We start from the raw sequence: 24363 nt of genomic DNA, 5'->3' as shown, positions 1-24363 counted from the left end.
TCACGCCGATGTCATCCATCAGCTCGAGATTTTGACCTCGCCGGGCGTTTCCTCGATGCTGAGCCCATAGGCATCACGCATCAGTCGCGCGAACGCCATCGGGTCGGTCGCTTCGAACATGCCACCGACTTTTATCGCTGCCGCCTGGGGACCGACGATGGTCAGCTTGCGTGCATTGTAGCGGTTGAACTCGGTAGCGATCTCTTGGAGGCTGGTGTTGTCGAAACTCAGCATTCCATTGCGCCAGGCCAAGGCGTCCTCGACCTTTTCCACCGAGCGTGAGGTCACCAATGTCGCCGCGCCCTGGGCGACCGCGATATCGCCACCAACGATGATCGACGACCGGACGGCTCGGCCGCTGCGGACGTCATCGACCCGGACGCGCCCCTCGAGCACCGTCACGGTCACCTGATCGGACTTCCGTCTCACCGAGAATTTGGTGCCTAGGACGGTCACCTGGCGATTGCCGGCATGCACAATGAACGGAAGACCATCGCGATGCGCCACGTCGAAGAACGCCTCGCCTTGGTCGAGCCACACTTCGCGCCCGCGATCTCGTATCGCGGTCCGCAATACGGATTGTGTGTTGAGCTGAACCCGGCTCCCATCGGCAAAACCGAAAATCCGCCGACCCCCGATTGCGGTTTCGTAGCGCGCCGTGGCCGTCGGCTCACCGGTACCACGGGGCCAGGGTGAAACATATTGCGCGAGACCAAATGCCAGCGCGAGAGATGCGGCGATCGCGGCCGACGCAATCCAATATGGTCGGGTGCGGGACCCGGATATTGCTTCGCTCACTGCGTGCTCTGTTGTCCCGCCGAGCGCGGTGATCCGATCGGCTGCGCGCCAGCTGTGACGCAGCCGCAGATAGGCAGTGCGATGACCATCCGACTCGCGAAGCCATGCGTCCAACTCGGCCTGGTCATTTTTGGTCCAGTCCGCATTTTCCTGCTGGAGGATCCAGTGCGCCGCGCGGTCGCTGATTTGTTCGCTTCGGTTCATGGCTTGCCCCGCCTGATTCGGTCGGCACCGTATCGAAGTCGTTCGATCGTGCCTGCGCCACCCAGCATATGATTGGCAAGGGCCTTCATGCCCATCACGAGCTGATGATTGACTGCACTCCGGGTGATACCCAGCCGCTCGCTCGTTTCCTCGGGCGTCAGCTGCTCGATCTTCCTGAGTTCGACGATCTGCCGGACACGCGGACTTAGCTTGGCCAAGCCGGCTTCGAAGCTGCGAAGCGCTTCACGGGCGTTGAGCTGGCGCTCGGTCGCCAGCATGTCCACGTCCTGATCTACGGACTCCAGATCGGCGACCAGGTCGAATGATACGATTCGCTCGCGCTTGGCGCGGTTGATCAGATGATTGCGGGCAACGGTGAACACATAATGTTTGGTATTCAGGGGCAACTCGTTTCGTGCGCCACGAAACGCCAGCTCGTACACATCGTGACGCAGGTCCGTCACATCGTCGGCCACTCTCCAGTTGCGGCGGATAAAGTGCGTGAGCGTCCGCTCGAGAGGAAGCACCTCGCGGCAGAACCAATCGTCAAGTGCGTCATCGTCGACCATCGTATCGGCCAGGCTCTCCTTGCGCGGCATGCCTCCTGGAGAAACAAGACAACCGAACAGGCCAGCGATGCAATCCAAAGATTTCGCGCCGGCTGGGTCACCCGATTTTGGGATGGGCAATGAGGTTGTACCCGGCTTGACGGCCCTGAAAGTTGCTCGTCTGCGAACGGACCAAGCGCGGTATCAGCCAACCCCTTCGTGATGCCCGCTCGGATTGATTGTGTGAACGTCTGCTTCGCAGGAACAGCCCTATCGACAACCATCCAGCGCGGCCTTGGCAACCCTTCAGTGACCGGCAGCTTTCAGGCCGATTGTCGCCGGTCTCAATGACCGTAATTGGGGCGCGAAGCTGCCGCGAACCTACCCTAGCACTTTGGCGCTCTGGCTAACGCCGCAGATCCCGTAAACTCCCTCGCCTTTTATTGGCGCTGTCAGCCATCACCGCATCAGCGCCTAAATTGGACTGCAGAGGGCGAGAGGAAGGCGGCCACGCTCAGGAAGCCGTTTCCATTGGCCAATCAATTATTTACCAAGAAACCTCTTGGTCCGCTCGCGCGCGTCGATTGTTTGGATCGCCCGATCTGCATTGTCGCATTCACCACCGCGGCCCGATCCATCCCGACACCCTTCGGCTACTTGTCGCGCCTCTTCGATATGCGCCTCGAAATACTGAATGCTGCGCGGTTCTGGTTTGCTGCAGCCAGAAATCATGATTGCGACCAACATCGGAAGGAAAACCTGTTTCATTGAAGCTAATCCAATGGTTTATAGCTCTTCACACTGTGTCGATCGTGGCCGTCCGCCGATCGATGAGGCCCGCACCACCACAGGCTGGCTAAGTTGGCAGGGTAGTCTCTTCTAACATAGAGATACGATCGGAACAGATCGTGTGGACAACACGTCCCAGTTCCTCAACGCACTCGCCGATCCAGGCCAGCTCCTCTGCTGTGATGCGGTAATGTTTCGAATAGCGCGCCTTCACATAGGCGTCCTTGAGTTTCTCGAACATCGCGCGTTCGCGACGCTGCTCGCGCGGCCATGCATCGACCAGGCGCCGGTCCAGTCGTTCCGCCTGGGTGCGCAAGAAGCCCAGATTGTGAACATGTGGCGTGTAGAAGGTCACGACCAACAGGACACAGTGATAGAGGCGCTCAGTGGATTGATGCATCAAGAATGCCGCATCTTTTAGCCGCCCTTGCGCCTGACTAAAGCGCGCCGTCTCAAGCATCCCAGCAGCGCTCGGAAACCACTCCTCGAAATACTCCTTCGCCATCGCCAGCGCCTGCTCAGGCGTCTTGGGCTTCGGTGTATGCAATTCGCTGCCCTCGCTCTCGTAGAGCGCGATCCCGTCACGGGCGATATCCATGAAGAAATATCGGCCATGGGCGAGGCCGTCATTCACCTCCTGCAAGGTGTGGACGATGAAATTGACCGGTGTCCTGATCGTCTTGGTGATCCCGAACTCACGGGTCAGCCGCTCCTCGGCCTTCTCCCAGAATTTCACGGGATCAGTCAGCCGCTTGTCGGAAACGATGATCAGCAGATCGAAATCCGACTGATAACCCTTGGCGGTATGCGGCTCATCGACCCAGCCGCCGCGCGCATAGGAGCCGTAGAGCACGACCTTGAGGATGCGCCCCTTCCTCTTCCATTCGCCCGTCGCACTGCCGGTCGCATCCTCGAATTCCTCGAACAGGATCGCGAGCACGCGCTCGAGATCGCGCTGCTTGGCGGCGGGAAGATGGGAGAGATCGTTACGCATTTCCACGTCGGCTTGTCGGGGACGGCACGCCCTTTGGCAAGGCTGACCACATCCGAAATGGCGCCGCCATCCCTAGAATGAGGGAGGGCGGCGCAAACATTTCGGTCAGGCCCCACGCCCCAGCGAGCGGTCGATATGCGCGAGCGCCCGCGCGAATTCCCGCTCGACCTCGTCGACCGTGATACCCAATTCCCCAGCGATCGCGGCATAATCCCGCCCGGCCGCCACGCGTTCGAGCACCGCCCGGGGCCCCGCATCCATCGTCCCGATCGCGAGCCGGACACGCTCGATCCGCTCCATGGTCGCCTCCCTCCATCAGCACCGCAACCCGCACCAAGACGGAGCCCACGAAAGGCCCCTCCCCGGCTGCCCCCGCACCGAATTCACACCAGCGTGACCCGGGCCGGGGGTGGGCGGCGAAGAGCGACTGAAGAGGCCCGCTGGATGAGGCAGGCCGCACCCGAAGGGCCGGAACGCAAGTGGAGGGCGCGTGCGCAGCACGCGTTGCGGCATGCCGCAGCGGGCCTAGAAAGGAGCGACGCCCACCGCCGGCCGGCGCGGCGGCGTGCGCCCGGGCGCAACGGGTCGGCCATAGCCCCGCTATGGCCTGGACAGCGCAGGGCGCTGTTCACCCGGCGCACGGGCCAGCCGCCGCCGCGCCCTCCGGCAGCGAGCGAGAGTGCGACGCGGCAAAAACAAGGACTCGAGACCCCTGGCGGCCTCGCAAGAGGCGCCAGTGCGCGCTCCTTCTAAGCCGCGACCTCCACGAGCCGCGCGCAAGCGCGGCGCGTCAATGGAACTGACGTCTGGAACGGCATGTCCTGACGGACCGGATCGCCCGAGCCTGCCGGTCACATATGGCGGCGCATTACAGGACTATCACTGCTTATAAGTGCGCCAGCGTACATATTGCTGCGCCTTGGCCGGATCGGGGTCCTCTTGGTCCTTGAGCCAGAAGTGGTACCAATCGAGGTTGCGTTCGTAGACCGCGCTTGTGGACCGGCTGATATTTGATGTGGATCTCGTCAGCGAAGGCGAAGAGTTCCGCAGGCTTGCCGGCAAGCTTGAGCTTGGTGTTGAACTCGACGAAGTTTCGCACTTCGGATTCCGGAAGCTGCATCAGAAGCGGCGTTTCGATCGATGCGACGTCATAGACCGGCGAGACAATGCGCCAGCGCTCCGCGTCGCTGTCGGAGTCTACGATCCGACCCGGCGCCGTACGCTCCTTGGATGCCCAGCCCCATGGCCTTCGAACGGGAAGCCGGTAGCGGTTCGCGCAAGACGGGTCATCGGCCGCACGATGGGGCGGGAGGGCTAGCTACCCAGGTCGAACCATCGCAAGGCATGGACATCGAACTGATTCAGCAAATGCTTTCGCAGGGCACGCCGTCGCCGTCTCTGTCGAGCCGGCCCAAGCCGCACTGGTTGAGGTAATGCATCGCTTCGGCGCACGAATTCATTTCGCCACAGTAGCGTTTGCTGCCGCAGCTACCGCCTTGAGAAGTCCGGGATCTGGCTCTGCGAGGGCGTTCGGGTTCAGGGCTGACGAAGTAGGCCGGTTCAGATGAGCGTGCACGAGGCGCGGAACGAACCGGCTTCGTACCCTTGGGTCCATCCTCCGACAAGAACCGCGTCGCAACCCAGCATCGCGCTGCGGAGAGTGTCTTGAGCTTGCTCCAGGCTCCCGAGGTCTCAGTCACTTCAACAGCGTCACCGCGACGCATACGCTCCACGATGTCGGCCGTGGCAGACGGCGCCGCTCGGCAATTGAGTGACGCGGGCTCGACATACATTTTCACGCCGTCGGAAGTCGATGGCGCCTCGGCAGCCGGCGTCATTCCGGTATCGGCGCCCTTGCTGCATTGACCAATCGCGACGAGAACGATCGCGACGGCCGCCAGACAACCCCATGCCTGACTACCCTTCTGTGACATCTCCCGTCTCCCCCAACGGGAAGCTGCAGAGTGGTCACCGAAAAGTCGAGTCCGGGTTGATCCGATTTGGCAGGGGCCGGATCAATGGCCGTGGTTTTGTGGAATGATGCTTATCCAAAGGCTCGTGACAGACCACAGCGGCTCAGGTTCCAGCCTAGCCCATCATTAAGAAAATTCTGTAAGTCCGCTCCGGACATGGGTTTGCGGAGCAGAAAAGCTTGCAGTTCGTCACAACCTATGCCGCTCCGAAATCGCTTCTGCCCGGCAGTTTTAACGCCTTCCGCTGTCACCTCAGTCCGGTCGCATGGGCAAGATCGACGATTGCCTGAATAAAAGCGCTATCGCCTTCCAGATCAATTGCGTTGACGAATGATCGCGCGCGATGCGGAGGGAGTGGCCCGCGCTCTCGATGTCGCGCCGCCGATGATCGAGGAAGTCGAACCGCGCCGAGAAAGCCGGCGCTACATCATGATTCTGCCTGACAAACAGCTGGAGCAGCGAAGGCGCGCCTGGGCGAAAATAGTGAATCTCGGCGGTCGTGAGCCCAGAACCCTGCGGCTCGGCGATAAAGGCGCGGCAATTCATTGCAACCCTGCGCTTCCATTGGCGCTCTCGTCCAGCGCGTGGGCGGTCGCAAGAACATCATCGATCGGTATGGTCGATCTTACGCCAAGCGGCTTGCGGAGTACCGGGTGATCCTTGATCGCGGACCGATCCGAAGCCCAGGAGGCGAGGATAGCGCGCTTGACCTCGGGCTCCAGGCTCGGGTGACGCACGACGTCGAAAGGATAAAGAAAACGGGAAAATGGCTGCGACATGGCCGAATCTCCTTTCCTTGGTCGCTCCTATCTTCTGTGTGCGGTGACAACCGCGTTAGCAAATTTTGGTACGATATCCGGCCACGTCAAGAGGCCAGCCTCATATGATAATTGGCCGAAATGGCTGGGTCGGTATACCAAATTTGGTCCATCAAAATTTTCGCATCGTCCATTCGATCGAGAGAAATGAACGTGCCGTCCTCGAGAACCCCGGCCCCTTCGACGGATAGGTCGGCCTGCCGGTATGAAGCTTCAAAGTCGGGAAATGCGAGCATCATGTTCAGGCGTGCCTGATCCGGAAGAGCTTTCAGATAAACGAAGGGCCGCCCTGTAGGGTGGCCCTTCCAGCCTGTGGCAGCTCAGACGCGCTGAGGCTCCGCTGCGGAGGTCACGCTCATGAGCGCCGCCATCTGTGGCATGTGACAATGAGACATCTGAGCACCTCCTTTCCATTGTTGAACAATGACATGCATATGGGCGTTTGTGGTATGATTCAGTTCTGGGCGCGATGGCGATCAAGTCGGCGGGGTCACTCGTGACTGCAGATTGCCAACAACATCGCGTGCTTCAAACGCACGCGTATCGCCAGCGGGCTTGCGCCCCCGCCCCATGACGATCTCGGCTGTCGCCTCGTAGCGAGCTACGGTCCGGATATCGATCTGCCGGTCCCAAAAGGGATCACCCCAGAAGGGATCCCAGGTCCGCCAGCCGAAACCGCGGCCATAATAGCGCCAGCTCGGCCCCCAATATCCCCAGGGACCGGATGAAAAGGGCCGATCGACATAGGTTCGGCTGCGCCGCTCGGTATCTCGATCGGCCATCACGAACCAATCATAACCGCGATCGAGCGTGAGCTCGGCCGCTCGGTAGAGCAGATATGTCTCCACCGTCTCACGCGAGGTCATGCTGTTCCCGGCAAAACTGACGCGGTATCGATTGGCCTCGATACGATGGTCGCTATAACCACCGCTTGTCCGCGACCCACGTTCAAGCGGCTGATAGGGTGTCGGCGTCGCGCAGCTCGACAAGAGTGCGATCGTCCCGATCGCGGTTAGCACAGAGCGAATGCTGGTCATGCGGGGTCTCCATGAATCAGGCGTCGCCCCGCTCACAAACCATCGCCGGCACACTGATATCCTTGCTACATCCGCGAATGCGCATCGGGCTCCGATAGTTCCGTTCCAGCCGCGAAATATCCGCTCATATCGAGCCTGAATTCAATTCGGCGCAATATGAAAGCCGGCTGTCTGGCAACACCCCGACATAAGAATATCCGCCCTTCGATCTGCAGCCGATTTATCGACCACCTTGCCGCCGGAATGAAGGAGTGGGATAAGCTGGCCGGATGGAGAGGCGGGCCATTTGCCACTGCGGAAACACCACCCTGCTCTGCGTCGGAGAGCCGATCAAGGTTTCGCTGTGTCATTGCTTTGATTGCCAGAGGCGGACGGGATCGCTCTTCAGTGTCGCGGCATTCTTCTCCAAAGATCATGCGCGGCTGGTCAGCGGCTCGGCGAATGTCTTCCGCCGAGGCTCAGCGAGCGGCTTCACCGTCGATTTTCATTTCTGCGGCGCATGTGGTTCCAATTTGTGGTGGGAGCCTCAACGACTTCCGAGCCTCATCGGGGTAGCAGTGGGATCATTTGCCGATTGTACTTTCCCGATGCCGGAACAGGCAGTCTGGTGTGATGAGCAGCATTCCTGGCTTCAACTCCCCGATGGAATAGCCGGGCACCCTCGTAACCCGATCCGGGGCACGCAAAGCCGATAACCGCCGACCACCAATTTCGCGCAATGCGCCCTGCCAAACATAACAGCCGAAGGGCTATTTCCTCCGCAAACAGCCATATATCCGACCGGTTCAAGCTCGACGATCACCGAGCGGAAAGCGGTGCGGCTGAGACCCGCGATCCGGAATGGCGTGCGCTTGGCCCATTCTTCGACATGCGCGCTGAGCTGCACCAGTCGTTCAGCCATTGGGGATGTCCTTCAGGATGGTGAAAATGAGATGCGACGGCCGCTCGGCGTCGTGAAAGATCGTCTGAAAGGCCGGCACCGGATCGCCGTCACGACCACCGAGATTGGTATTGCGATCGAAGCGAGGAAAGTCGGCCGAGCAGATATCCAACCGCAGTCGGTGGCCGGCAGCAAAGCGGTTGGCGGTCGCCCACATGTCGATCTCGAAACGGTAGGGGCGGCCCGGTTCCATCAATTCCGGTTCGCCGCCGGCGTTACGGAATCGCGTGCGGAGGATACCGCTCTGCAGTTGGATCGCACGCCCGTCCGGAAACACATCGCTCAGCCGTACGGAAAAATCCGTGTCCACCGCGCTTGAACTCGCATGAAGAACCATATGCAACGGCCCGACCACATCAAGATCCTCGGCCAGCGGTTCGGTGGTGAAGGTCAGCACGTCCGGCCGGCGCTGCACCTCACTGACATCGACGCTGCCCGGCGGATAGAGGTAGGAAACGATGCTGCCACCCAATGTGGGTGTCGGATCGTCGGGGTCATAGATATAGCTGTCGGGTTCGACACCGGCGGCGGGCGGTTGCTCTGCAAGCAAGCCGTCCGTCCGCAGATAGAGCGCGCATTGGCGGGCGCCGGGCGGCGGCCAGTCTGCCGCGCTGCACCAGCGATTGGCGCCCATCAGATAGTAGATCACGCGTGGCCAGGCTTGGGATGAAGCATCGCGTACGACAGCGAACCAGCGCAGCAGCAGTTCGACATTGTTCGGCGTACGATGATTGTGCTGCAACTCGGGATGCCCGCCGACACCCTCGTGATAGCCCGGCATGTTGTGCGCACTCGGCGTGATCAGCAGGCGGGCATTCTCGCGCACCGCGTCGGTACCGTGCAGGCGCAGCAGGGCCCAGGTCGCGAGCGTGTCGTTGAGCGCCCAGTCATACCAGCCGGTGACAAGCAGCGGCGGCGCCTTGATGCAATGGGCCAGTTCAGCCTTGTCCGTACATGGAAGGGTCAGCGCGTCATGCGATATCGACTGGCCGAACAACAGCGGCAGGCCCTCGACATCGACGGTCGTCACATGGTCGATCCCGAAGGCCTGCTTGATCAACGCGCCACGGCCCTTGCCGGAAAGCAAGCAATAGATTTCCCAAAGGCGCCGGCGTGCCTTGCTTCGGGACAGGCCGCTCAGTTCAGGATAGGCGGCAAGAACCGCTTGGGGCAGCGGCGGATCGATCGGATCGTTGAAATAGCCGCCGGCCATCGTCTCGGCCGCGAAGACACGCTCGGCTTCCGAATGATGGATCGCCAGCTTGGTCCTCCCCCGCCCGACGACGCGCGCATAGGCGTTGAGGAACATGTATAGATGCGCGCTATTGGTCGCGATGCCGAGGCCACTGACCTCCGGGGCGATTGCCGCCATCTTCGGATGCGTCGCCAGGCACCATTGGGTCTGTCCCACATAGGACGCGCCGCAAGCACCCACGAAGCCATCGAACCAGGATTGCGCGCTGATCCACTCGACCAGGTCGTAACCGTCCTCGGCCTCGTGCATGTAATAGTCCCAGCTGTCCGGTTCGGACGCGCCCGTCCCCCGGCAATCCTGCGCGATGACGACATATCCTCGCCGTACGAATGCGAGGAATGTCGAAGCGTTCAGATCGTTGGCACGGCCATAGGGTGTGCGGATAGCGATGGTCGGCGCGCGGGTGAAGGGCGGACGGTAGATGTCGGTCGCCAGGCGGACACCATCACGCATCGGAAGCATGATCGTCTCGCAGCCGATCTCCCCGACGCCGAAGGCCGGCGGGGTGCGGATCATGCTACGCGCGAGCACATGCTCCAATTCCGGAGCGGTTTGGGCAAGCCAGTGCGTCATTGCGATTCGAGCGCGGCGAGGTCCTGCGCGACGGTCCGGCCGACCCGCCAGAAATGCCAGGCCGACCAGAGGGCGACGAAGGAGAGCGACAACATCGCGTAGCGCAGCGAATCCGTTCCCAGCGCGGGCTGAAAGGCATCACTGAGCACGCCGACGACCTGCGGACCGGCTCCCATGCCGATCAGATTTGCGAACAGCAGCACGACCGACATGGTCGTCGCGCGCATCGAAGCCGGCACCAGCCGCTGCAGCAGCGCATAGGTCGGCGCAAAGAAGAAATGGAACACCACCATCAGCGGAACGAAGGCCAGCAGCGCCGCGTACCGGTCCGGAACGAGAAGGAATGCGACAAAACAGGGAAACAGCGCCACCATCGCCGCTGCGGCGCTGCGCATCTGTCCCGCCTCGTTGTTCGGAAAGAAGCGGACCGAGACGAACCCGCCGATCAGGATGCCGGCAAAGCCGCTCGCGCCGATGATCAGCCCCAGCCACATGCCGAGTTCGCCGGTGGTGAAGCCATGGCTGCGGATAAGGAAAGCGGCATACCAGGGACTGAGCCCGAAGCTGATCGTATAGAGAAGGGTGAGCGCGATCGTCAGGTTGCGTGACGCAGGCTGCCGCCAAAGCAGTCCGATTACCGCGCACATGGGCGGGGCCGGCGCCGCGCCGCCCGCCGCGGCGCGGGGTTCCCTGATGGTCAGGAAGACGATCACCGCCAGCACAAGGCCGGGAATACCCATCAGGAAGAAAGTCATCCGCCAGCCGACATGGTCGTTGAGCCAGCCGCCCAGGACATAGCTGGTCACCGCGGCGATCGGACTGCTCGTCCAATAGATCGTCATAGCGCGGGTGCGTTCGTTCGCGCCCGGAAAATAGTCGCCGACCAGCGAATAGGTGGGCGGCTTGCATCCCGCCTCGCCAATGGCGGCAGCGACGCGCGCGACGACGAGTTGCAAGAAGTTCGTGACCAGCAGGCTGGCCATGACGGTTACGCCCCACAGCCCGATCGCCAGCGAAGAGATTGTCGCGCGATTGCCCCTGTCCGCCCAGCGAGCAATCGGGACTCCCGCCGTGGCGTAGAACAGGGCGAAGGCGATCCCGGTGACCATGCCGAGCTGGGTGTCGCTCAGATGCAGGTCGCGCTTGATGGGTTCGAGCAGCAGGTGGATCAATCCGCGATCGATCAAGTTGAGCGCATAGACCGCGGTCAGCACGCCGAGCGCATAGCCCTTATAGGCGGGGCTGGCCGTCCGGGACGCGGACGACGGCGCTTTGGTGGCAGGCTCGCTCACAGATACCGTCCGAACCATTTGAGGAGCGCTTCGTTCTGCGCGCGCCGCGCATCGAGCGGGCCACAGGAATCGCCCAGATGATTGCAGCCGGCGATGCGGACCAGTTCGGTCGGGCAGCCGATGTCATGGAGGATGCGGTAGAATTGTTCCGGCTCGCTCATCGGCACGCGCCGATCGTCCTCGCCATGGACGAACATGGTCGGGGTCGTACAGCGGTGCGCATAGGTGATCGGCGAGCGCGCCCGATAGGCGTCCGGAATTTCGTGCGGACGCCCGCCGAAATCGCGTGCCTTGGTGTCCGGCGCATCGCTGAGATAATAGGTGGTCGCCAGATTGGTGGGTGCCGCTTCAGCCACTGCCGCTTTGAAGCGGTCGCTATGGCCGACGACCCAGCACGTCGCGAAGCCGCCATGCGACGGTCCCCATACGCCCAGCCGGTCGGGATCGGCGAGGCCCCGGGTGATCGCGGCATCGACGGCGCCGATATGGTCGGGGAAGCCCCGTGCCCCCCAATCCCCCATGATCGCGCGGGAGAAATTATCGCCATAACCTGCGGAACCGCGAAAATTGGCGAAGATCACCCCGAAGCCCTGCGACGCGAGCAGCAGAAAATCATAGCGAAAGGCGTGGCCGATGGACGCGAACGGGCCGCCGTGAATGAAAAGGACACTGGGCAGCGGCCCCTCTAAGTCCTTCGACGCGAGGAACCAGCAGTCGATATCGTAGCCGTCACCGCTCGCATAGGTGAAGGATTCAACGCGGAAATCCGGCCAGGAGGCAAGAACCCTGTCGTTCAGCCGGGTCAGCCGCTGCTCGTCGCCGCCGTCGTTTCGAGCACGCCAGATCTCGGGCGGCGTCATCAGATCGGTCGCGGCGAAAACCAGCAGGTCCGCATCGGTATTGGCGGCAAGCGCGATGCATGATCGCCCACCGCCGAGCACGCGCTCCGCGCGTGTCTCACCGCTCAGCGTCACTCGCCAGATTTCAAGCGCGCCGCGATGAAGCGTCGTCACCAGCGCCGAGTCGTCGTCCAGGACAAGGACCGGATTACGACGGGTCAATTCCCAACAGGGCATGTCATGATGAAGAAGGCCGCCGAGTTTTCCCGTCGCCCCGGGCATGCGCGCTTCAGCGCGACCCGCGAGATCGACGATCCAGAGCAGCGTATTGGGAATGGTCAGCGTGTCGTCCGGCGATGCCGCAACCGCGATCCGCTTACCATCCGGGAGCCATTGCGCGGACAGCAGGTACCAGGGCTGATCGAGGACCACGACCGTGGAACCTGCGTTCAGGTCCGCCACGACCAGGCGTGGCGAATAGGATGCGTTCGGCACCGCATCGGCTGTAGCAAAATACATGATCCGCCGCCCGCAGGGGCTCCAGTGCGGCTGGGAGCAAAGCCCGTCACCCTCCCCGGTGAGCTGCCGCGAGGCGCCGCCCGCGTGCGGAACCAGATGGATGGACTGGCTGTAGTCGCCGATGAAGCCGATGCCTTCGGCCAGGAACAGACGATCGGTGATGAAGCGAGTGCCCGTGACGCGATGGTGCCGGATCAGGCTGACCGCAAGGCTCAGCCCGTCGGGCGACCAACTGGGCGCGCCGCTGATCGGCATGTCTTCGGGCGTGAGCGGTTCCCCCACCTCCAATGATGGCCATGAAGCGATGCGGAGCCGCCCATCCCCGACAAAGGCCAGCCACCGGCCATCACGCGACCAGCGCGGCACCGACGCGTTGCCGGGGAACGGCAGGCGCATAGGCTGCCCTTCGAGCGCGCGGATCCATATGCTGAAGCGCTCCTCCCGGTCGGCCGTCGTCGACACGGCATAAGCCAGGTACCCGCCGTCGGGCGAAAGATCGGCATCGCGCAGAAAATCCAGGTCGAAAAGGCTGTCTGCGGCCAAAGGCCGCGCCTCGGCATGAGCGGGACGCATCATGTATCCGCGCCTAGAAGCGCAGCCGGGCGCCGGCGCTGAAATAGCGGCCGATCACGTCATAATAGGGCGAGGATTGCGAGGCGATCGGAGGCGCCTTGTCGAACAGGTTGTTGACGTTCGCGAACAGTTCGAATTCACGCTTGCCGTCGGGCACGCGAAAGCGGAAACCCAGGTCGAAATAGGCAAAGGCCGGGATCCGGTTGTTCTGGATCGATTGCGTGACATTGTTGACGCCCGCCGAGATGTACCGATTGCGCAACATCGCCTCGAACCCGCCCTGTTCGTAGTGGATAGAGGTGTTGATCCGCACCTTGGGCACACCCGATACGAGGATTGTCCCCTGCGAGCCGAGAAAGTCGACAAAGGCGATGCCATTGTCGGTTTCGAAAGCGTGAACCCAGGTCAGATTGCTCCGAAAGCGGATCTCGCCGGACGGCGAGACGGGAATGCGGTAACTGATCGCGGCGTCGATGCCGCTGGTGCTGAAGCGGGTGAAGTTGAGCTGGCTGGCCGATGTCTGGGTGATCAGCCCATCCGCCCCCCGGGTGATCGCTGAGCACATCGTCTGGTTGCCGGACGCGCACAGGTTCACGATGTTCTGCGCCGAGATGGTGGCGATCGCATTGGCGATATCAATATCGAAATAATCGACCGACAAGGTGAGGTTGCGGATGAGGCGCGGCGTCAGCGAGAAGCCGGCGGTCGTCGTCAACGAGGTCTCCGGAACCAGGCCAGGGTTGCCGCCCGTGAACTGGCGGACCTGATAGGTCGTGTTGGTCCGCGGATCGCTGATGTTGACGAAGCTGAACGTCTGAGGACTATTCAGTTCGACCAGATTGGGCGCCCGGATATCGCGTGAATGGGTGAAGCGAAGCCGGATCCCGTCGGCGACCTCGTTGGTGAGGCCGAGCTTCCACGACCAGATCGAGCCGGTCTGGTCATGCGTGTAACGCGCCGCACCGTTGAACTGCAGGAGTTGGAGAACAGGAACGTCGCGGACAAGCGGCACCAGGATCTCGGCAAAAGCTTCCTTGGTCGTGTTGCGCCCGCTGAACGCGGTAAAATTGGTCAGCGAGAAACCCCGAACCTGATCGATAGGCCCCACGCGCTGGTCGAGCGTTTCGCGCCGCGCCTCGGCCCCGATGGCGGCCGAGACGGGGCCTGCCCAAAGCTCGAAGGGCTCCCCGCGCAGCGTCGCGCCACCGGCAGCCAGGTTGGTGCGCGACCGCAACTGGCCGGTTCCCAGCACATAATCACGCGCTTGCTGGGACGGCGCACCATCGCCGAACAAGTTGATCGGCACACAGGAGGTTGAAGGATTTGTGAGCGCGATCCGGCAGATTGGCTGCCCCGTGGCGGGATTGGCAACGGCATCGACGGCATTCGCGAAATTAGCGGTGATCCGCAGGTTCGAGACATCGACGGATTCGTTGAACCAGGCATAGGTGAAGTACCCGTTCGCCCGCCAGGTCCCGCCGAGGTCGGCATCGAGCGCGAGACCCGCTTGGGTGGTGCGCCGGCTGAAGTCATTTCGGGTCAGCGCGAAATCGGTATTGTAGCGGCCCAAGCCGAACGAGATCTCGCCCGCGGCGATCATCTGGTTGCGGATCGCGGTCGGAAGGAAAGGGTTGTTGACCGAGATCGTGATGTTCCCGAGGCTGCGATCCGGCAGGAACGAAAAGCTGTTATAGGTGCGCGAATGGAGGATGTCGGCGGTCAATTTGATCGCGCCGGTTAGGTCGTATGTCACCCGGCCCAGCGCGCTGTAGCGCGTCGAAGGGGCAGTCAGATAAAGAAAATCATCGTTGCTCGGCCCCTCGCCGCCGATCGAATTGGTGCCCGAGACCCGCCCGAAGTCGAACGCACGCAATGTCCCGTCCGGGTTGAACGTGCGTCCTGCATTGACACCGGTCAGGATGAGCCCGCCCAGGCTGGCATTGGCGGCGCCGACGTCAGGCGCGAAGATCAACGGCTGCTGACCATTGGTCGGCGTGTAACCGGGATTGGGGACCGCGGCCCAACGCCCGACATTGGCGCGCGATGTCTTGGGTCTGGCTCCGTCATTGTCGACAAATTCGCCGCCAAACACGATATGGCCGGCGCCATTGGCGAAAGAGAAGCCCGCTGCGGCTTCCACCTGCCGCTCCGCCGCATCCCCCCGGCTCGATATGCCTGCGCGCGCGCCGACCCGCAGCCCTTCCAGGCGATCGTTGAGGAACAGGTTGACGACGCCCGCCACCGCATTCGATCCCCAGGCGGCGGACGCGCTTCCAGTGACAACGTCAACCCGATCGATCAGCAGGCTGGGAATGACCGCAAGATCGGGTTGGGTCAGCCCGTTCGAGTAGCTGCTGCCTAGCCGCCGCCCCTCGAGCAGGAGCAATGTCCGGCTGCTGCCGAGTCCGCGCAGATCGACGCCGAAGGACGCGGCGGTAAACGAACCACCGGTGATCTGGGGGGACCAGCTGGAACGAAATTGGGGCAATTCGGTCAATGCGGCGACGAAGTTGGCCGGCGCGCCCTCGCGAAGCGTCTCGGTACTGACGGCTGTCACCGGTGTCGGAACGTCGCTGCGTTCGAGCCGTGTGCCGGTAACGACGATCTCGGCAGTATCTACCTGCGCGAGACTCTCGGCGGCTCCCGTATTGACCGCTGCGGGCTCCGTCGCCGACCGGGGCCGGGCATCCTCCTGCAAGGCCGCATGCGATGCGACCACCGACCAGGTTCGCGCGCCGGTGCGCCGGGCAACCAGCCCCGTCCCGGCAAGGAGCCGGCCGAGCGCCTGATCAACCGTCATGATGCCGCGAACCGCGCTAGCCTGTCGGCCACGGACGGTTCTGCTCGCGGCTGCGATTTGCACGTCACCCTGGCGACCGAGCAAACGGATTGCCGACTCCACCGGCTGCATCGCGATGTCGAAGGACTTGGTTTGCGCCTGAGCAGGCGGCGCGACGACAACGCATGCGGCTGCGCAACTGCCAAGCCACAAATTGCGAGAATGAACCGACATCATCTTGTCTCCCCCCGATGAACGCGGACCTGTCATCCACTTGCAACTGAGGTGACGCGGGCGCCGTGAATCCTTCGCGCCGCCCAAAAAAATCAACGAGGTCGCCCGATCCGGATCTCATCTTCTCGCGACATATCGAGCGGAACCTCGAAAACGGTGTGCAGCATGAGCGCAAATCCGGCCGGGTCATCGGTGCCGAACACGCCATCGAGTTGCTCGCTTGCGAGCGCTTCATCGACGATCACAAGCTGCCGGCGATTATACCGATTGAACTCCGCAACCGCCTCGGCAAGCGGCGTGCGAGCGAGATCGATTTTGCCCCCGCGCCACGCAAGTGCTCGATCGACCGAGGATGGACCGGCAGTGGCGACCTCGATGCGGGCATTGTTGGCCACGAAAGCGCGCTCGCCGGCGACCAGGCGGACACGTCCAGCCCTTGCGCCGTCCGCCCAAGCTTCCACGACGCCCTCCGTCACGAGTATCTCGGCGCCGCCCTCGCGCCGACGGACTGAAAACGCGGTTCCGACCGCCCGCACACGAACCGGCCCAGCCTCGACCACGAAGGGGCGTGCCCGATCCTTGGCAACCTGGAACCAGGCCTCGCCCTGTGCGAGAACGACGGAACGCTTGGCTTCGGACAAGCGAACGCTCACTTCACTGGCGGTATTGATCGCGGCAATCGATCCATCCGCGAGCGGCACGCGGCGAATCTCACCCAGGTCCGTCGCATATGTCTTTCCGCCCGCAAACCAGAAGGCGCCGCCGGCGACAGAGGCAGCGAGCGCGGTTCCAAACCCCGCCAGCACAGTGCGGCGACGGAATTGGGCTGTCTGTAATAGCTCCGGCGCATCGGCATCGGGCGCCGCGGCACCGGCCTCTTTCTGTGGTGCGGCCAGCAACCACACAGCCGATGAAGCGAGCAAGGCGCCTTTGTGGCGTGGATCGATGGCCAGCCAAGCCTGCAGCGCCTGCTCGTCGGCGTCGGTCCAGCCTGGCGCATCCATGCGAACGACCCAGAGAGCGGCCTCGTCGTCGATCTTGTCGCGGATATCTACGGTCATCGATCGGTTTTTCCCTGCCGAACGCATTGGGATGAGAGTTCCGCCGCATCTTCCTGCGCCTTCCAGGCCTTGCGGAGGGCACGCACGCCCTGCCAGAGTTGCTTCTCGACGATTTTCTCGGTGATGCCGAGATGCTCGGCGATGCGCTTCTGGGACCAGCCTTCCAGCCGTCGCAACTCCACGATCGCGCGGCAGCGCTCGGGCAGCATCGCGATCAGCCCGCGAACGCGCCGGGCGGCGAGATTGCCACCGACGATCGCTTCCGGCGAAGGTGCGCTATCCTCGACTTCGAACATGCTCATCTCGCCATAGGTGTCGATCGGCACGACCTTTGCTCGATAGCGGCGCCGTGAAACGATGAAGCGCAACGCCTGGAAATAATAGGCGCGTGGTCGCATGATCTGATCGAGTGCCTGGTCGGCAAACTGACAATAGCATTCCTGGATGACGTCATCGATGTCCTCGGGCGAAAGCTGCATGCGGCGCAGCAATGCGCGCGCCGAGGGCTCGAGAGGGATGATCTCGCGCGCCACCCACTCGACAGTCCTGCGCCTCCGCTCAATGGCCGTCTCGTTCGCCGTGCTCGCCTCTCTACTCTCATGTCCGGCACCAATGCCCATGTGAGCCCAGTGACATGGGGGCACAAAATCCTTCGCCTATCTAAGCCTGAGGCGAAAAATTCCCATGCCTATCCACCCCGACACGGCGTCATAGATCCGACCACAACACTTCTTTGATCGCATGCCCACCACGCCAGCCAAGCGAACACTTCACTACGGGAGATTCTCGCTGCCCTGCGAAAAGACGGGCGCGCGGCATTCGAAGAAGCGGGTGAGGTAGCGTCTGGACCGCCAACTTTCATCAAGGCTGCAGGTAGCGGGGGACACCGAGTTCCTTGATTGGCTATATCGTCAGCACATTGGTGAACTGCGCGCGCATCTCCGGCGCAAAATTTGGCCTGGGCCCGCCGGAACCGGACGATTTGGTGCAGGCAGCGTTTGCACGTCTGCCGCACTGGGCTACAAGCGCGATATCCCCAATCTCAAAGCCTATCCGCTGTCGACCCCCCGCAACCTGGCGATCGACGCCCACCGTTTGACCGGCACTTAGCAATGCCTGGCCGATCGCAGGACGCGAACCTCGGATCCGAGAGGATCCCGGGGAGACAAACGTCTCAATTCATGGAAATCGCGCGACCGACCCAAGGCCGCGCCAGTGATCAGAAGGGATAGTTGACCCCATAATAGCCATAGACTTCCCGGCCATAGTCGCGGTCGAAAGCAGGTTCGCTGTCGCTTGCATAGCGCGGCGCCTTTTCGAGCATGGCCCTGTCGAGATTGACGGCATAGCCGCCCTGCGCGGTGTCGTAAGTGAGGACGTCCCAGGGAAGCGGATAATAATCGCTGCCGAGCCCGAACAATCCGCCGAACTGGAGCACGGCATATTCGACCCGGCCCGATTGCTTGTCGACCATGAAGTTATAGATCGAACCCAGCTTCTCCCCGTCCCGGTTGTAGACATTGGTGCCCTCGACCTTGTTCGATGCGATGAGGCGGCTGGTTTCGTCGGTGGCGATGTCGGTCTGTACCATTTGGATTTCTCCTTCGCGGCGGTGGGTTCGGATCCAACGCAGGAACGGACCTCGTCTTTCCGCCCAACGGCCGCCAATCGCCGGAACGCCCCGCAAGCCGGACCAGAGGTGTCCGAACTGGCCGATAAATCGGTGCTTCACTGACCCAATATCTGCCAATTCAAGTCAGGATGGGGGAACCCTGGATTGTGCGGCGCAACATAAGCCATGCCGTACAAACCACGACGCACGCGGCCATCGCGTTCGGGAACTTTAGCCCGGCCTCCCAATTCAACCCTCGACCATCCATGATGCGGTGACATCCCCCGAAAGGAGCTGCCATGCCGATGAAGCTCAACGGATCGTGCCGGTGCGGCAGCGTGCGGTTCTCCGCCGAAAGCCATGCCCCCATGCCGTTCATGCGCTGCTATTGTTCGATATGCCGCAAGACCGCCGGCGGCGGTGGATATGCGATCAATCTCCACGCCGACATGCGGACGCTGGAGGTCGAAGGCGCCACCAGCGTATTTCACGCGAAGCTCGACGACGGGCATGGCGGGTGCCGCGTCAGCACGGGCGAGCGGCATTTCTGCGCGCGATGCGCGAGCGCGCTTTGGGTCTTCAGCCCGGAATATCCCGAGCTCGTCCATCCCTTCGCATCGGCGATCGATACCGAACTGCCGAAGCCGCCGTCGCTCGTCCATATGATGTTCTCGTCAAAGGCGACATGGGTCGAGCCGGAGATCGGCCCGCAGGATCAGTGTTTCGAGGAATACCCCGAAGACGCGCTTGAGGACTGGCATCGGGCGCATGGTCTCTGGATCGACTAGGCGTCCAGGACCGCGAAAAGCGACTGCTCAAGGATAAGGCGAGGATTTCAGCAGCCCGGCGAGATGGGCCGCATTGCTCGTGACCATCTTCGCGGTCTCGAGGACCTTTTTTGGCGTTTTCTCGAGATTCTTGAAATCGGTCGATCCCATCGCTTCGCCCACCCAATAGCAGGCGGCGACCGCCGGGATCGTCCAGCCGACATCGTTCAGCGCCTGGAACAGCTGGGCCGAGGAGGCATGCGCCCCATCCTCATTGCCGACGATGGCGGCGACGGCGACCTTGCCATAGCTCGGCATGCGGCCCTGATCGTCGGTTTCGCTCAGGAAGGCGTCCATGCGTTCGAGCACGCGCTTGGCGATGCTCGATATCTGCCCCATCCAGATCGGCCCGCCGAAGATCAGGATGTCGTGCGCCAGGATCTTCTCGCGGAGCGCGGGCCATTCATCACCGCCGCCCTCGTCGGAGGTGACGCCGGGCTTTATGTCAAGCGCGGCAACGCGCACCGTCTCGCTCAGCGACACCTGACCGACGGCGAACGCCTTCTCCAGGACCGCGATCATCGCATCGGTCGAACTTGTCTCGCCGGCGTCCGCCTTCAGCGTGCAGTTGAGAGCCAGGGCCTTGAGCACCATCGACATGTCTCCTCCGGGTTTCGGCCGCCGCACGGGCGCGATGGTCCGTTCATGTGTCGGAGAACTCTTGGGCCACCCAAAGAGTTCTTCACTCAGAAGGAGATGCCGCGATGACCGAGACCGCCCAGATGATCCATGAAGACGCCCTGCCCGGTCATGAAAGCCGGCTTGAGCCCAAGCCAGATTGGCAGCCTCGCTATAAGGGTTCGGACCGGCTCGCCGGCAAGGTCGCGATCATCACCGGTGCCGATAGTGGTATCGGCAGGGCAATCGCCGCGCTCTATGCGCGCGAAGGCGCCGATATCGCGATCGTCTATCTGCTGGAGGACGATGACGCCGCTGAAACCCAGCGCATCGTCGAGGCCGAGGGACGAAGCGCGATCACCATTCGCGGCGACATCGGCGAGAGCGATTTCGCCGACGAGATCGTGAACCGGACGATGAAGGCGTTTGGCCGGATCGACATCGTCGTCAACAATGCCGGCGAGCAGCATCCCGACGAGGACATCACCGATATCACCGAGGCGCAGTTGCGCCGGACCTTCCAGACCAACATCTTCGGCATGTTCTTCCTGGTCCAGGCGGCACGGCCGCACCTGAAGTCCGGCGCCGCGATCATCAACTGCACCAGCGTCACAATGTATCAGGGCAGCAAGGAACTGCTCGACTACAGCTCGACCAAGGGCGCGATCACCGCCTTCACGCGCTCCCTGTCCGAAAATCTGATCGGCGACGGCATCCGCGTGAACGCGGTCGCGCCGGGGCCGATCTGGACGCCGCTCAATCCGTGCGGCGGCGCAAGCCCTGAGAAGCTCGAACATTTTGGCGAGCAGACGCCGATGGGGCGGCCCGGCCAGCCCAATGAGGTGGCGCCCGCCTTCCTGTTCCTCGCCTGCGAGGATTCGAGCTATATGTCGGGGCAGGTGCTCCATCCCAATGGCGGGACGATCGTCAACGGTTGAACGGTGCCGAAGCAGGGGCACAATTCGCCGACGCCGCCCGCCATATGACGATGGAAGCGACATCGCAGCATGAAGATCGCAACCTATAATGTGAACGGAGTGAATGGCCGCCTGGCGGTGCTGCTGCGCTGGCTCGAACTGGCGCAACCCGACATCGTCTGTCTCCAGGAGTTGAAGGCACCCGACGAGCGCTTCCCCGAAGGGCCGATCCGGGATCTCGGCTATGATGCGATCTGGCACGGCCAGAAGGCGTGGAACGGCGTCGCGATCCTCAGCCGGATCGGCGAGATTCACGAAACTCGGCGCGGCCTGCCCGGCGATCCCGACGACAGTCACAGCCGCTATATCGAGGCGGCGGTCGGCGGCCTGCTCATCGGCTGCCTCTATCTGCCGAACGGCAATCCCCGGCCTGGGCCAAAATTCGACTATAAGCTCGACTGGTTCGCCCGGCTTCACGCGCATATGGCGACGCTTGTCGGCCTGGATGCGCCCGTCGTCATCGCGGGCGACTATAACGTCATGCCGACCAAGCGTGACGTCTACGCCCCCGAACGCTGGCTGGATGATGCGCTCTTCGCGCCCGAGGTCCGCGCGGCCTATGCCGGGCTTCTCGATCAGGGATGGACCGACGCGCTCCGCCACCTCCATCCTGAAGAGACGATCTACACATTCTGGAAATATCTGCGCCGCGCCTTCGAGCGGAATGCGGGCCTGCGCATCGATCATGTCCTGCTCAATCCAGTGGCCGCCAAACGGTTGACCACCGCCGAAGTCGATCGGGAACCCAGGCGCTGGGAGAAGACCAGCGATCACGCACCGGTCTGGATCGAGCTTGTGGAGAAACCCGCTCGCCATCGACGCCCTGGCAAATAGGCGCGGGAAACCTTGGCGCCGGACATTGGTTGTGAAGGCGTGTCCCAAGACCGCAAGGAGCAGGCACCGTGGCGGATCTCTTCCCCCAGCTCGAATTCGATGGAAATTGCCGGGAGGCGTTCGAACGCTATGCCGCGCTGTTCGGCGGCGAAATCACCGTCATGAACACGCTCGGCGAGACCGGAGATGTTCCCTTGCCGCCGGGCTCGACTGCCGGCGCGCCGGACATGGTCCGCTTCGCCGAACTGCGCATTGGCGATACCCGGATCCTGGGGAACGATCTTCCCGCCGATCAATATGCGCGTCCGCGCGGCTTCAATCTCGCGATGCATTTCGAGAAAGCCGATGAAGCGCGCCGAATCTTCGATGGTCTGGCCGATGGTGGCTCGAACAGCGTTGCCCCGGCGAAGGTCGCATGGGCCGCGCTGTTCGGCATGGTCACCGATCGCTTCGGTATTCCCTGGCTCATCCTCGGCTTTGACGACTGAACATCTGGAGACGAAAATGGACACCCGGGTACGTCATCATCATGTCCGCGTCGGCAATGTCGATGCATTTTACCGTGAGGCAGGGCGCAAGGGCGCGCCCGCCCTGCTTCTGCCCCACGGCTATCCCTGTTCGTCCTATGAATTCCGCAACCTGATGCCCCGCCTGGCGGATCGCTGGCATCTGATCGCACCCGATTATCCCGGCGCCGGCCATAGCGGGACACCGGACGATTTCGACTATAGCTTCGATGGATATGCGGCCTTTCTTGACGCATTCGTTGAGACCCTGGGGGTGAACCGCTTCGCGCTCTATCTGCACGATTTCGGATCGCCCATCGGCGCGAGGCTGGCGATCAGGGATCCCGATCGCGTCGTCGCCCTCATCATCCAGAATGGCGACATCCCATATGAAGACGCGCTCGGCCCCAAATATGCAGAGATCGAACGGAGCTGGGCACTTCCTCCGGACGAGATGCGCGCGAAATTGCGCAAGGCCATTTCGAAGGAAGCATTTCGCGAGGAATTCCTGAACGAGGTCACCGGTGACCTTGCGGACACGATCCCGCCCGATCTCTGGGCACTCCATTGGTCGCTGATGACGCCGAAGCGGCAGGAGATCGCGGTGGACCTGATCGCCGGGCTCAAGGCGAACCGCGACTGGTTTCCGGAGCATCGCCGCTATCTGAACACGTATCGGCCGCCGACGCTCATCGTCTGGGGCCCGCAGGACGGCTATATGCCGGAAATCTCCGCCCGGGCTTATCTGCGCGATCTGCCCGACGCCGAACTCCACCTCCTCAACGGAGGGCATTGGCTACTCGAAACCAATCTCGACGAAGTCGTGCCGCTGATCCGCGACTTTCTCGGGCGCGTGCACGCGACGTAAGGATCGATCAGCAGCAGGACTCCGCGCCCCATGAGAAGATGCGGTCGGTTATCTCGACCAGACCTTGGCCCTTGAGCAGGGTGGAAAGACCCGTTGCGAACGGCCGATAGTCACGTCGCCCTCAGGGTCGAGACCACCCGACTCTTAGCAGTCACAACTGTGCACGCCACTTCTGCAGAGCACGCTCGTGACTGGATTTCGCACGATCCAGCTTGCGTTGCAGCGCGGCTCGTTCGCCCTCATGGCCGCGTTCGATCATGGCCTTGCGTCGCGCCAGTTCCGCCTGCTCGGCAGCGATTTCATGCATTTCCCGGCGTTGGCGCGCTTCAAGCGCATCCATGTCGCTTTCCAGCGCATCGAGTTTTGCACTGGATGGCCGCGGCCTGGGTTTGACTGGGGGCTTCGCGGACGGTTTCGACGGCTTGTCGGATCGGCCGGGTTTCGAGGCTGCCTTTCCGCCTGTCTCCGCCTTGGGAGGTGCCTTTCGTGCACGATCTCGCGGCAGTGCGGCCAGATGCTCGGCAGCGGTGCCGCGCGTGCGCCGGATCACTTCTCCTGGCTTGTCCAGCGGCTCGGCCATGAGCTTGGGATCGGTCACCCGTTCAGCCACGCCGCGCGCGAACAGGTCGGCATCCGCGCCCCAAGCGGCCAGCGCCGCCTTCTGGCTGGGCGCGGCGACATAGGCGTCGTGAAAGCCGATCGGCGTGCGGAAGACCTTCAGCTGTGTCACGGGCATATCGGAATCCTCAGCGCGGCACGTAGCGATACAACGGGTCGCAGAGACACGTTGCGTCGCCCGGCGCCTGATGCAAGGTGTAGGCGTTCTCCGTTGGCGGTTCGACCCCGTCCTCTATCGCGACGGACGGCCAAGCCAGCCGGCCGCCAGGATGGAGTG

Annotated in this window: 26 protein-coding genes; 6 read left to right on the top strand and 20 right to left on the bottom strand. The window is 62.5% G+C overall.

The window, feature by feature from the left end; all coding sequences use genetic code 11:
• Window positions 1-18: 18 nt before the first annotated feature.
• From AC3WN8_RS01285 to AC3WN8_RS01240, 10 genes are all read right to left on the bottom strand, one after another.
• Window positions 19-1002 (bottom strand): FecR family protein, encoded by a 984-nt coding sequence (locus AC3WN8_RS01285; protein ID WP_492667548.1) that lies wholly within the window; start codon window positions 1000-1002, stop codon window positions 19-21.
• Entirely contained in the window at window positions 999-1601 is a 603-nt protein-coding gene (locus tag AC3WN8_RS01280) for an RNA polymerase sigma factor (RefSeq protein ID WP_492667547.1), read from the bottom strand. The genes AC3WN8_RS01285 and AC3WN8_RS01280 overlap by 4 nt, the downstream gene beginning before the upstream one ends.
• 492 nt (window positions 1602-2093) lie before the next feature.
• Window positions 2094-2318: an EexN family lipoprotein gene (locus AC3WN8_RS01275; RefSeq protein WP_492667546.1), complete on the bottom strand. Its 225-nt coding sequence runs from the start codon at window positions 2316-2318 to the stop codon at window positions 2094-2096.
• Between the two features lie 88 nt (window positions 2319-2406).
• The gene (locus tag AC3WN8_RS01270; protein WP_492667545.1) at window positions 2407-3333 is read right to left on the bottom strand and encodes a HEPN domain-containing protein; all 927 of its coding nucleotides are present in this window, start codon (window positions 3331-3333) and stop codon (window positions 2407-2409) included.
• A 105-nt stretch (window positions 3334-3438) separates the two neighbouring features.
• A complete protein-coding gene (locus AC3WN8_RS01265; RefSeq protein ID WP_492667544.1) occupies window positions 3439-3633 on the bottom strand; it encodes a sigma factor-like helix-turn-helix DNA-binding protein in 195 nt (64 codons plus the stop codon).
• 1061 nt (window positions 3634-4694) lie between these two features.
• A complete protein-coding gene (locus AC3WN8_RS01260; protein ID WP_492667543.1) occupies window positions 4695-5267 on the bottom strand; it encodes an SH3 domain-containing protein in 573 nt (190 codons plus the stop codon).
• Between the two features lie 291 nt (window positions 5268-5558).
• Window positions 5559-5852 carry a protein usg gene (locus AC3WN8_RS01255; protein ID WP_492667542.1) on the bottom strand — a complete coding sequence of 98 codons (294 nt, stop codon included), beginning with the start codon at window positions 5850-5852 and terminating at the stop codon, window positions 5559-5561.
• Entirely contained in the window at window positions 5849-6085 is a 237-nt protein-coding gene (locus AC3WN8_RS01250) for a hypothetical protein (RefSeq protein ID WP_492667541.1), read from the bottom strand. The genes AC3WN8_RS01255 and AC3WN8_RS01250 overlap by 4 nt, the downstream gene beginning before the upstream one ends.
• Before the next feature lie 86 nt (window positions 6086-6171).
• Window positions 6172-6363 carry a hypothetical protein gene (locus tag AC3WN8_RS01245; RefSeq protein ID WP_492667540.1) on the bottom strand — a complete coding sequence of 64 codons (192 nt, stop codon included), beginning with the start codon at window positions 6361-6363 and terminating at the stop codon, window positions 6172-6174.
• A 237-nt stretch (window positions 6364-6600) separates the two neighbouring features.
• Window positions 6601-7161 carry a CC0125/CC1285 family lipoprotein gene (locus tag AC3WN8_RS01240; RefSeq protein WP_492667539.1) on the bottom strand — a complete coding sequence of 187 codons (561 nt, stop codon included), beginning with the start codon at window positions 7159-7161 and terminating at the stop codon, window positions 6601-6603.
• A 269-nt stretch (window positions 7162-7430) separates the two neighbouring features.
• Between AC3WN8_RS01240 and AC3WN8_RS01235 the strand changes: the two genes are divergently transcribed.
• Entirely contained in the window at window positions 7431-7856 is a 426-nt protein-coding gene (locus tag AC3WN8_RS01235) for a GFA family protein (protein ID WP_492667538.1), read from the top strand.
• Here AC3WN8_RS01235 and AC3WN8_RS01230 read toward each other — a convergent pair.
• From AC3WN8_RS01230 to AC3WN8_RS01195, 8 genes are all read right to left on the bottom strand, one after another.
• On the bottom strand, window positions 7793-8062 hold the full coding sequence (locus tag AC3WN8_RS01230) for a hypothetical protein (protein ID WP_492667566.1): 270 nt from the start codon (window positions 8060-8062) through the stop codon (window positions 7793-7795). The genes AC3WN8_RS01235 and AC3WN8_RS01230 overlap by 64 nt on opposite strands.
• Window positions 8055-9887 carry a CocE/NonD family hydrolase gene (locus AC3WN8_RS01225; RefSeq protein ID WP_492667537.1) on the bottom strand — a complete coding sequence of 611 codons (1833 nt, stop codon included), beginning with the start codon at window positions 9885-9887 and terminating at the stop codon, window positions 8055-8057. Before AC3WN8_RS01225 ends, AC3WN8_RS01230 begins: the two co-directional genes overlap by 8 nt.
• A 38-nt stretch (window positions 9888-9925) precedes the next feature.
• A complete protein-coding gene (locus AC3WN8_RS01220; protein WP_492667536.1) occupies window positions 9926-11221 on the bottom strand; it encodes a spinster family MFS transporter in 1296 nt (431 codons plus the stop codon).
• Window positions 11218-13155, bottom strand: coding sequence for a S9 family peptidase (locus AC3WN8_RS01215; RefSeq protein ID WP_492667535.1), 1938 nt, complete (start codon window positions 13153-13155; stop codon window positions 11218-11220). Before AC3WN8_RS01215 ends, AC3WN8_RS01220 begins: the two co-directional genes overlap by 4 nt.
• Before the next feature lie 10 nt (window positions 13156-13165).
• Entirely contained in the window at window positions 13166-16063 is a 2898-nt protein-coding gene (locus AC3WN8_RS01210) for a TonB-dependent receptor (protein WP_492667564.1), read from the bottom strand.
• A gap of 194 nt (window positions 16064-16257) precedes the next feature.
• Window positions 16258-17253, bottom strand: coding sequence for a FecR family protein (locus tag AC3WN8_RS01205; RefSeq protein WP_492667534.1), 996 nt, complete (start codon window positions 17251-17253; stop codon window positions 16258-16260).
• Window positions 17223-17759 (bottom strand): RNA polymerase sigma factor, encoded by a 537-nt coding sequence (locus AC3WN8_RS01200; RefSeq protein WP_492667533.1) that lies wholly within the window; start codon window positions 17757-17759, stop codon window positions 17223-17225. The genes AC3WN8_RS01205 and AC3WN8_RS01200 overlap by 31 nt, the downstream gene beginning before the upstream one ends.
• 686 nt (window positions 17760-18445) lie before the next feature.
• Window positions 18446-18817 carry a PRC-barrel domain-containing protein gene (locus tag AC3WN8_RS01195; protein ID WP_492667532.1) on the bottom strand — a complete coding sequence of 124 codons (372 nt, stop codon included), beginning with the start codon at window positions 18815-18817 and terminating at the stop codon, window positions 18446-18448.
• Between the two features lie 320 nt (window positions 18818-19137).
• Here AC3WN8_RS01195 and AC3WN8_RS01190 point away from each other — a divergent pair, with 320 nt between their 5' ends.
• Window positions 19138-19626 (top strand): GFA family protein, encoded by a 489-nt coding sequence (locus tag AC3WN8_RS01190; protein WP_492667531.1) that lies wholly within the window; start codon window positions 19138-19140, stop codon window positions 19624-19626.
• A gap of 27 nt (window positions 19627-19653) precedes the next feature.
• On the opposite strand, the gene AC3WN8_RS01185 is transcribed toward AC3WN8_RS01190, so the two are convergent.
• Window positions 19654-20259 (bottom strand): flavodoxin family protein, encoded by a 606-nt coding sequence (locus tag AC3WN8_RS01185; RefSeq protein WP_492667530.1) that lies wholly within the window; start codon window positions 20257-20259, stop codon window positions 19654-19656.
• Window positions 20260-20369: 110 nt separating this feature from the next.
• Between AC3WN8_RS01185 and AC3WN8_RS01180 the strand changes: the two genes are divergently transcribed.
• The 4 genes from AC3WN8_RS01180 to AC3WN8_RS01165 all read left to right on the top strand — a co-directional run bounded on the left by AC3WN8_RS01180 (window position 20370) and on the right by AC3WN8_RS01165 (window position 23468).
• Window positions 20370-21221 carry an SDR family oxidoreductase gene (locus AC3WN8_RS01180; protein WP_492667529.1) on the top strand — a complete coding sequence of 284 codons (852 nt, stop codon included), beginning with the start codon at window positions 20370-20372 and terminating at the stop codon, window positions 21219-21221.
• Window positions 21222-21290: 69 nt separating this feature from the next.
• Window positions 21291-22094, top strand: coding sequence for an exodeoxyribonuclease III (gene xth, locus AC3WN8_RS01175; protein ID WP_492667528.1), 804 nt, complete (start codon window positions 21291-21293; stop codon window positions 22092-22094).
• A gap of 68 nt (window positions 22095-22162) precedes the next feature.
• Window positions 22163-22582 (top strand): VOC family protein, encoded by a 420-nt coding sequence (locus AC3WN8_RS01170; RefSeq protein WP_492667527.1) that lies wholly within the window; start codon window positions 22163-22165, stop codon window positions 22580-22582.
• A 16-nt stretch (window positions 22583-22598) separates the two neighbouring features.
• A complete protein-coding gene (locus AC3WN8_RS01165) occupies window positions 22599-23468 on the top strand; it encodes an alpha/beta fold hydrolase (RefSeq protein WP_492667526.1) in 870 nt (289 codons plus the stop codon).
• Window positions 23469-23619: 151 nt separating this feature from the next.
• Here AC3WN8_RS01165 and AC3WN8_RS01160 read toward each other — a convergent pair whose 3' ends face one another.
• Entirely contained in the window at window positions 23620-24204 is a 585-nt protein-coding gene (locus AC3WN8_RS01160; protein WP_492667525.1) for a hypothetical protein, read from the bottom strand.
• Window positions 24205-24363 lie beyond the last annotated feature (159 nt).

Source organism: Sphingobium sp. FW305-3-2-15-F-TSA7 (genome assembly GCF_058787155.1).
Note: the sequence above shows the minus strand (reverse complement) of the source record. Positions and strands in the feature narration are given on the sequence as shown.

Bases quoted from the DNA above. Each gene is read 5' to 3' on its own strand.
- AC3WN8_RS01285 (WP_492667548.1), bottom strand. From the start codon at position 1,002: ATGAACCGAAGCGAACAAATCAGCGACCGCGCGGCGCACTGGATCCTC.
- AC3WN8_RS01280 (WP_492667547.1), bottom strand. From the start codon at position 1,601: ATGCCGCGCAAGGAGAGCCTGGCCGATACGATGGTCGACGATGACGCA.
- AC3WN8_RS01275 (WP_492667546.1), bottom strand. From the start codon at position 2,318: ATGAAACAGGTTTTCCTTCCGATGTTGGTCGCAATCATGATTTCTGGC.
- AC3WN8_RS01270 (WP_492667545.1), bottom strand. From the start codon at position 3,333: ATGCGTAACGATCTCTCCCATCTTCCCGCCGCCAAGCAGCGCGATCTC.
- AC3WN8_RS01265 (WP_492667544.1), bottom strand. From the start codon at position 3,633: ATGGAGCGGATCGAGCGTGTCCGGCTCGCGATCGGGACGATGGATGCG.
- AC3WN8_RS01260 (WP_492667543.1), bottom strand. From the start codon at position 5,267: ATGTCACAGAAGGGTAGTCAGGCATGGGGTTGTCTGGCGGCCGTCGCG.
- AC3WN8_RS01255 (WP_492667542.1), bottom strand. From the start codon at position 5,852: ATGAATTGCCGCGCCTTTATCGCCGAGCCGCAGGGTTCTGGGCTCACG.
- AC3WN8_RS01250 (WP_492667541.1), bottom strand. From the start codon at position 6,085: ATGTCGCAGCCATTTTCCCGTTTTCTTTATCCTTTCGACGTCGTGCGT.
- AC3WN8_RS01245 (WP_492667540.1), bottom strand. From the start codon at position 6,363: ATGATGCTCGCATTTCCCGACTTTGAAGCTTCATACCGGCAGGCCGAC.
- AC3WN8_RS01240 (WP_492667539.1), bottom strand. From the start codon at position 7,161: ATGACCAGCATTCGCTCTGTGCTAACCGCGATCGGGACGATCGCACTC.
- AC3WN8_RS01235 (WP_492667538.1), top strand. From the start codon at position 7,431: ATGGAGAGGCGGGCCATTTGCCACTGCGGAAACACCACCCTGCTCTGC.
- AC3WN8_RS01230 (WP_492667566.1), bottom strand. From the start codon at position 8,062: ATGGCTGAACGACTGGTGCAGCTCAGCGCGCATGTCGAAGAATGGGCC.
- AC3WN8_RS01215 (WP_492667535.1), bottom strand. From the start codon at position 13,155: ATGATGCGTCCCGCTCATGCCGAGGCGCGGCCTTTGGCCGCAGACAGC.
- AC3WN8_RS01210 (WP_492667564.1), bottom strand. From the start codon at position 16,063: ATGCAGCCGGTGGAGTCGGCAATCCGTTTGCTCGGTCGCCAGGGTGAC.
- AC3WN8_RS01205 (WP_492667534.1), bottom strand. From the start codon at position 17,253: ATGCGTTCGGCAGGGAAAAACCGATCGATGACCGTAGATATCCGCGAC.
- AC3WN8_RS01195 (WP_492667532.1), bottom strand. From the start codon at position 18,817: ATGGTACAGACCGACATCGCCACCGACGAAACCAGCCGCCTCATCGCA.
- AC3WN8_RS01190 (WP_492667531.1), top strand. From the start codon at position 19,138: ATGCCGATGAAGCTCAACGGATCGTGCCGGTGCGGCAGCGTGCGGTTC.
- AC3WN8_RS01185 (WP_492667530.1), bottom strand. From the start codon at position 20,259: ATGGTGCTCAAGGCCCTGGCTCTCAACTGCACGCTGAAGGCGGACGCC.
- AC3WN8_RS01180 (WP_492667529.1), top strand. From the start codon at position 20,370: ATGACCGAGACCGCCCAGATGATCCATGAAGACGCCCTGCCCGGTCAT.
- xth (WP_492667528.1), top strand. From the start codon at position 21,291: ATGAAGATCGCAACCTATAATGTGAACGGAGTGAATGGCCGCCTGGCG.
- AC3WN8_RS01165 (WP_492667526.1), top strand. From the start codon at position 22,599: ATGGACACCCGGGTACGTCATCATCATGTCCGCGTCGGCAATGTCGAT.
- AC3WN8_RS01160 (WP_492667525.1), bottom strand. From the start codon at position 24,204: ATGCCCGTGACACAGCTGAAGGTCTTCCGCACGCCGATCGGCTTTCAC.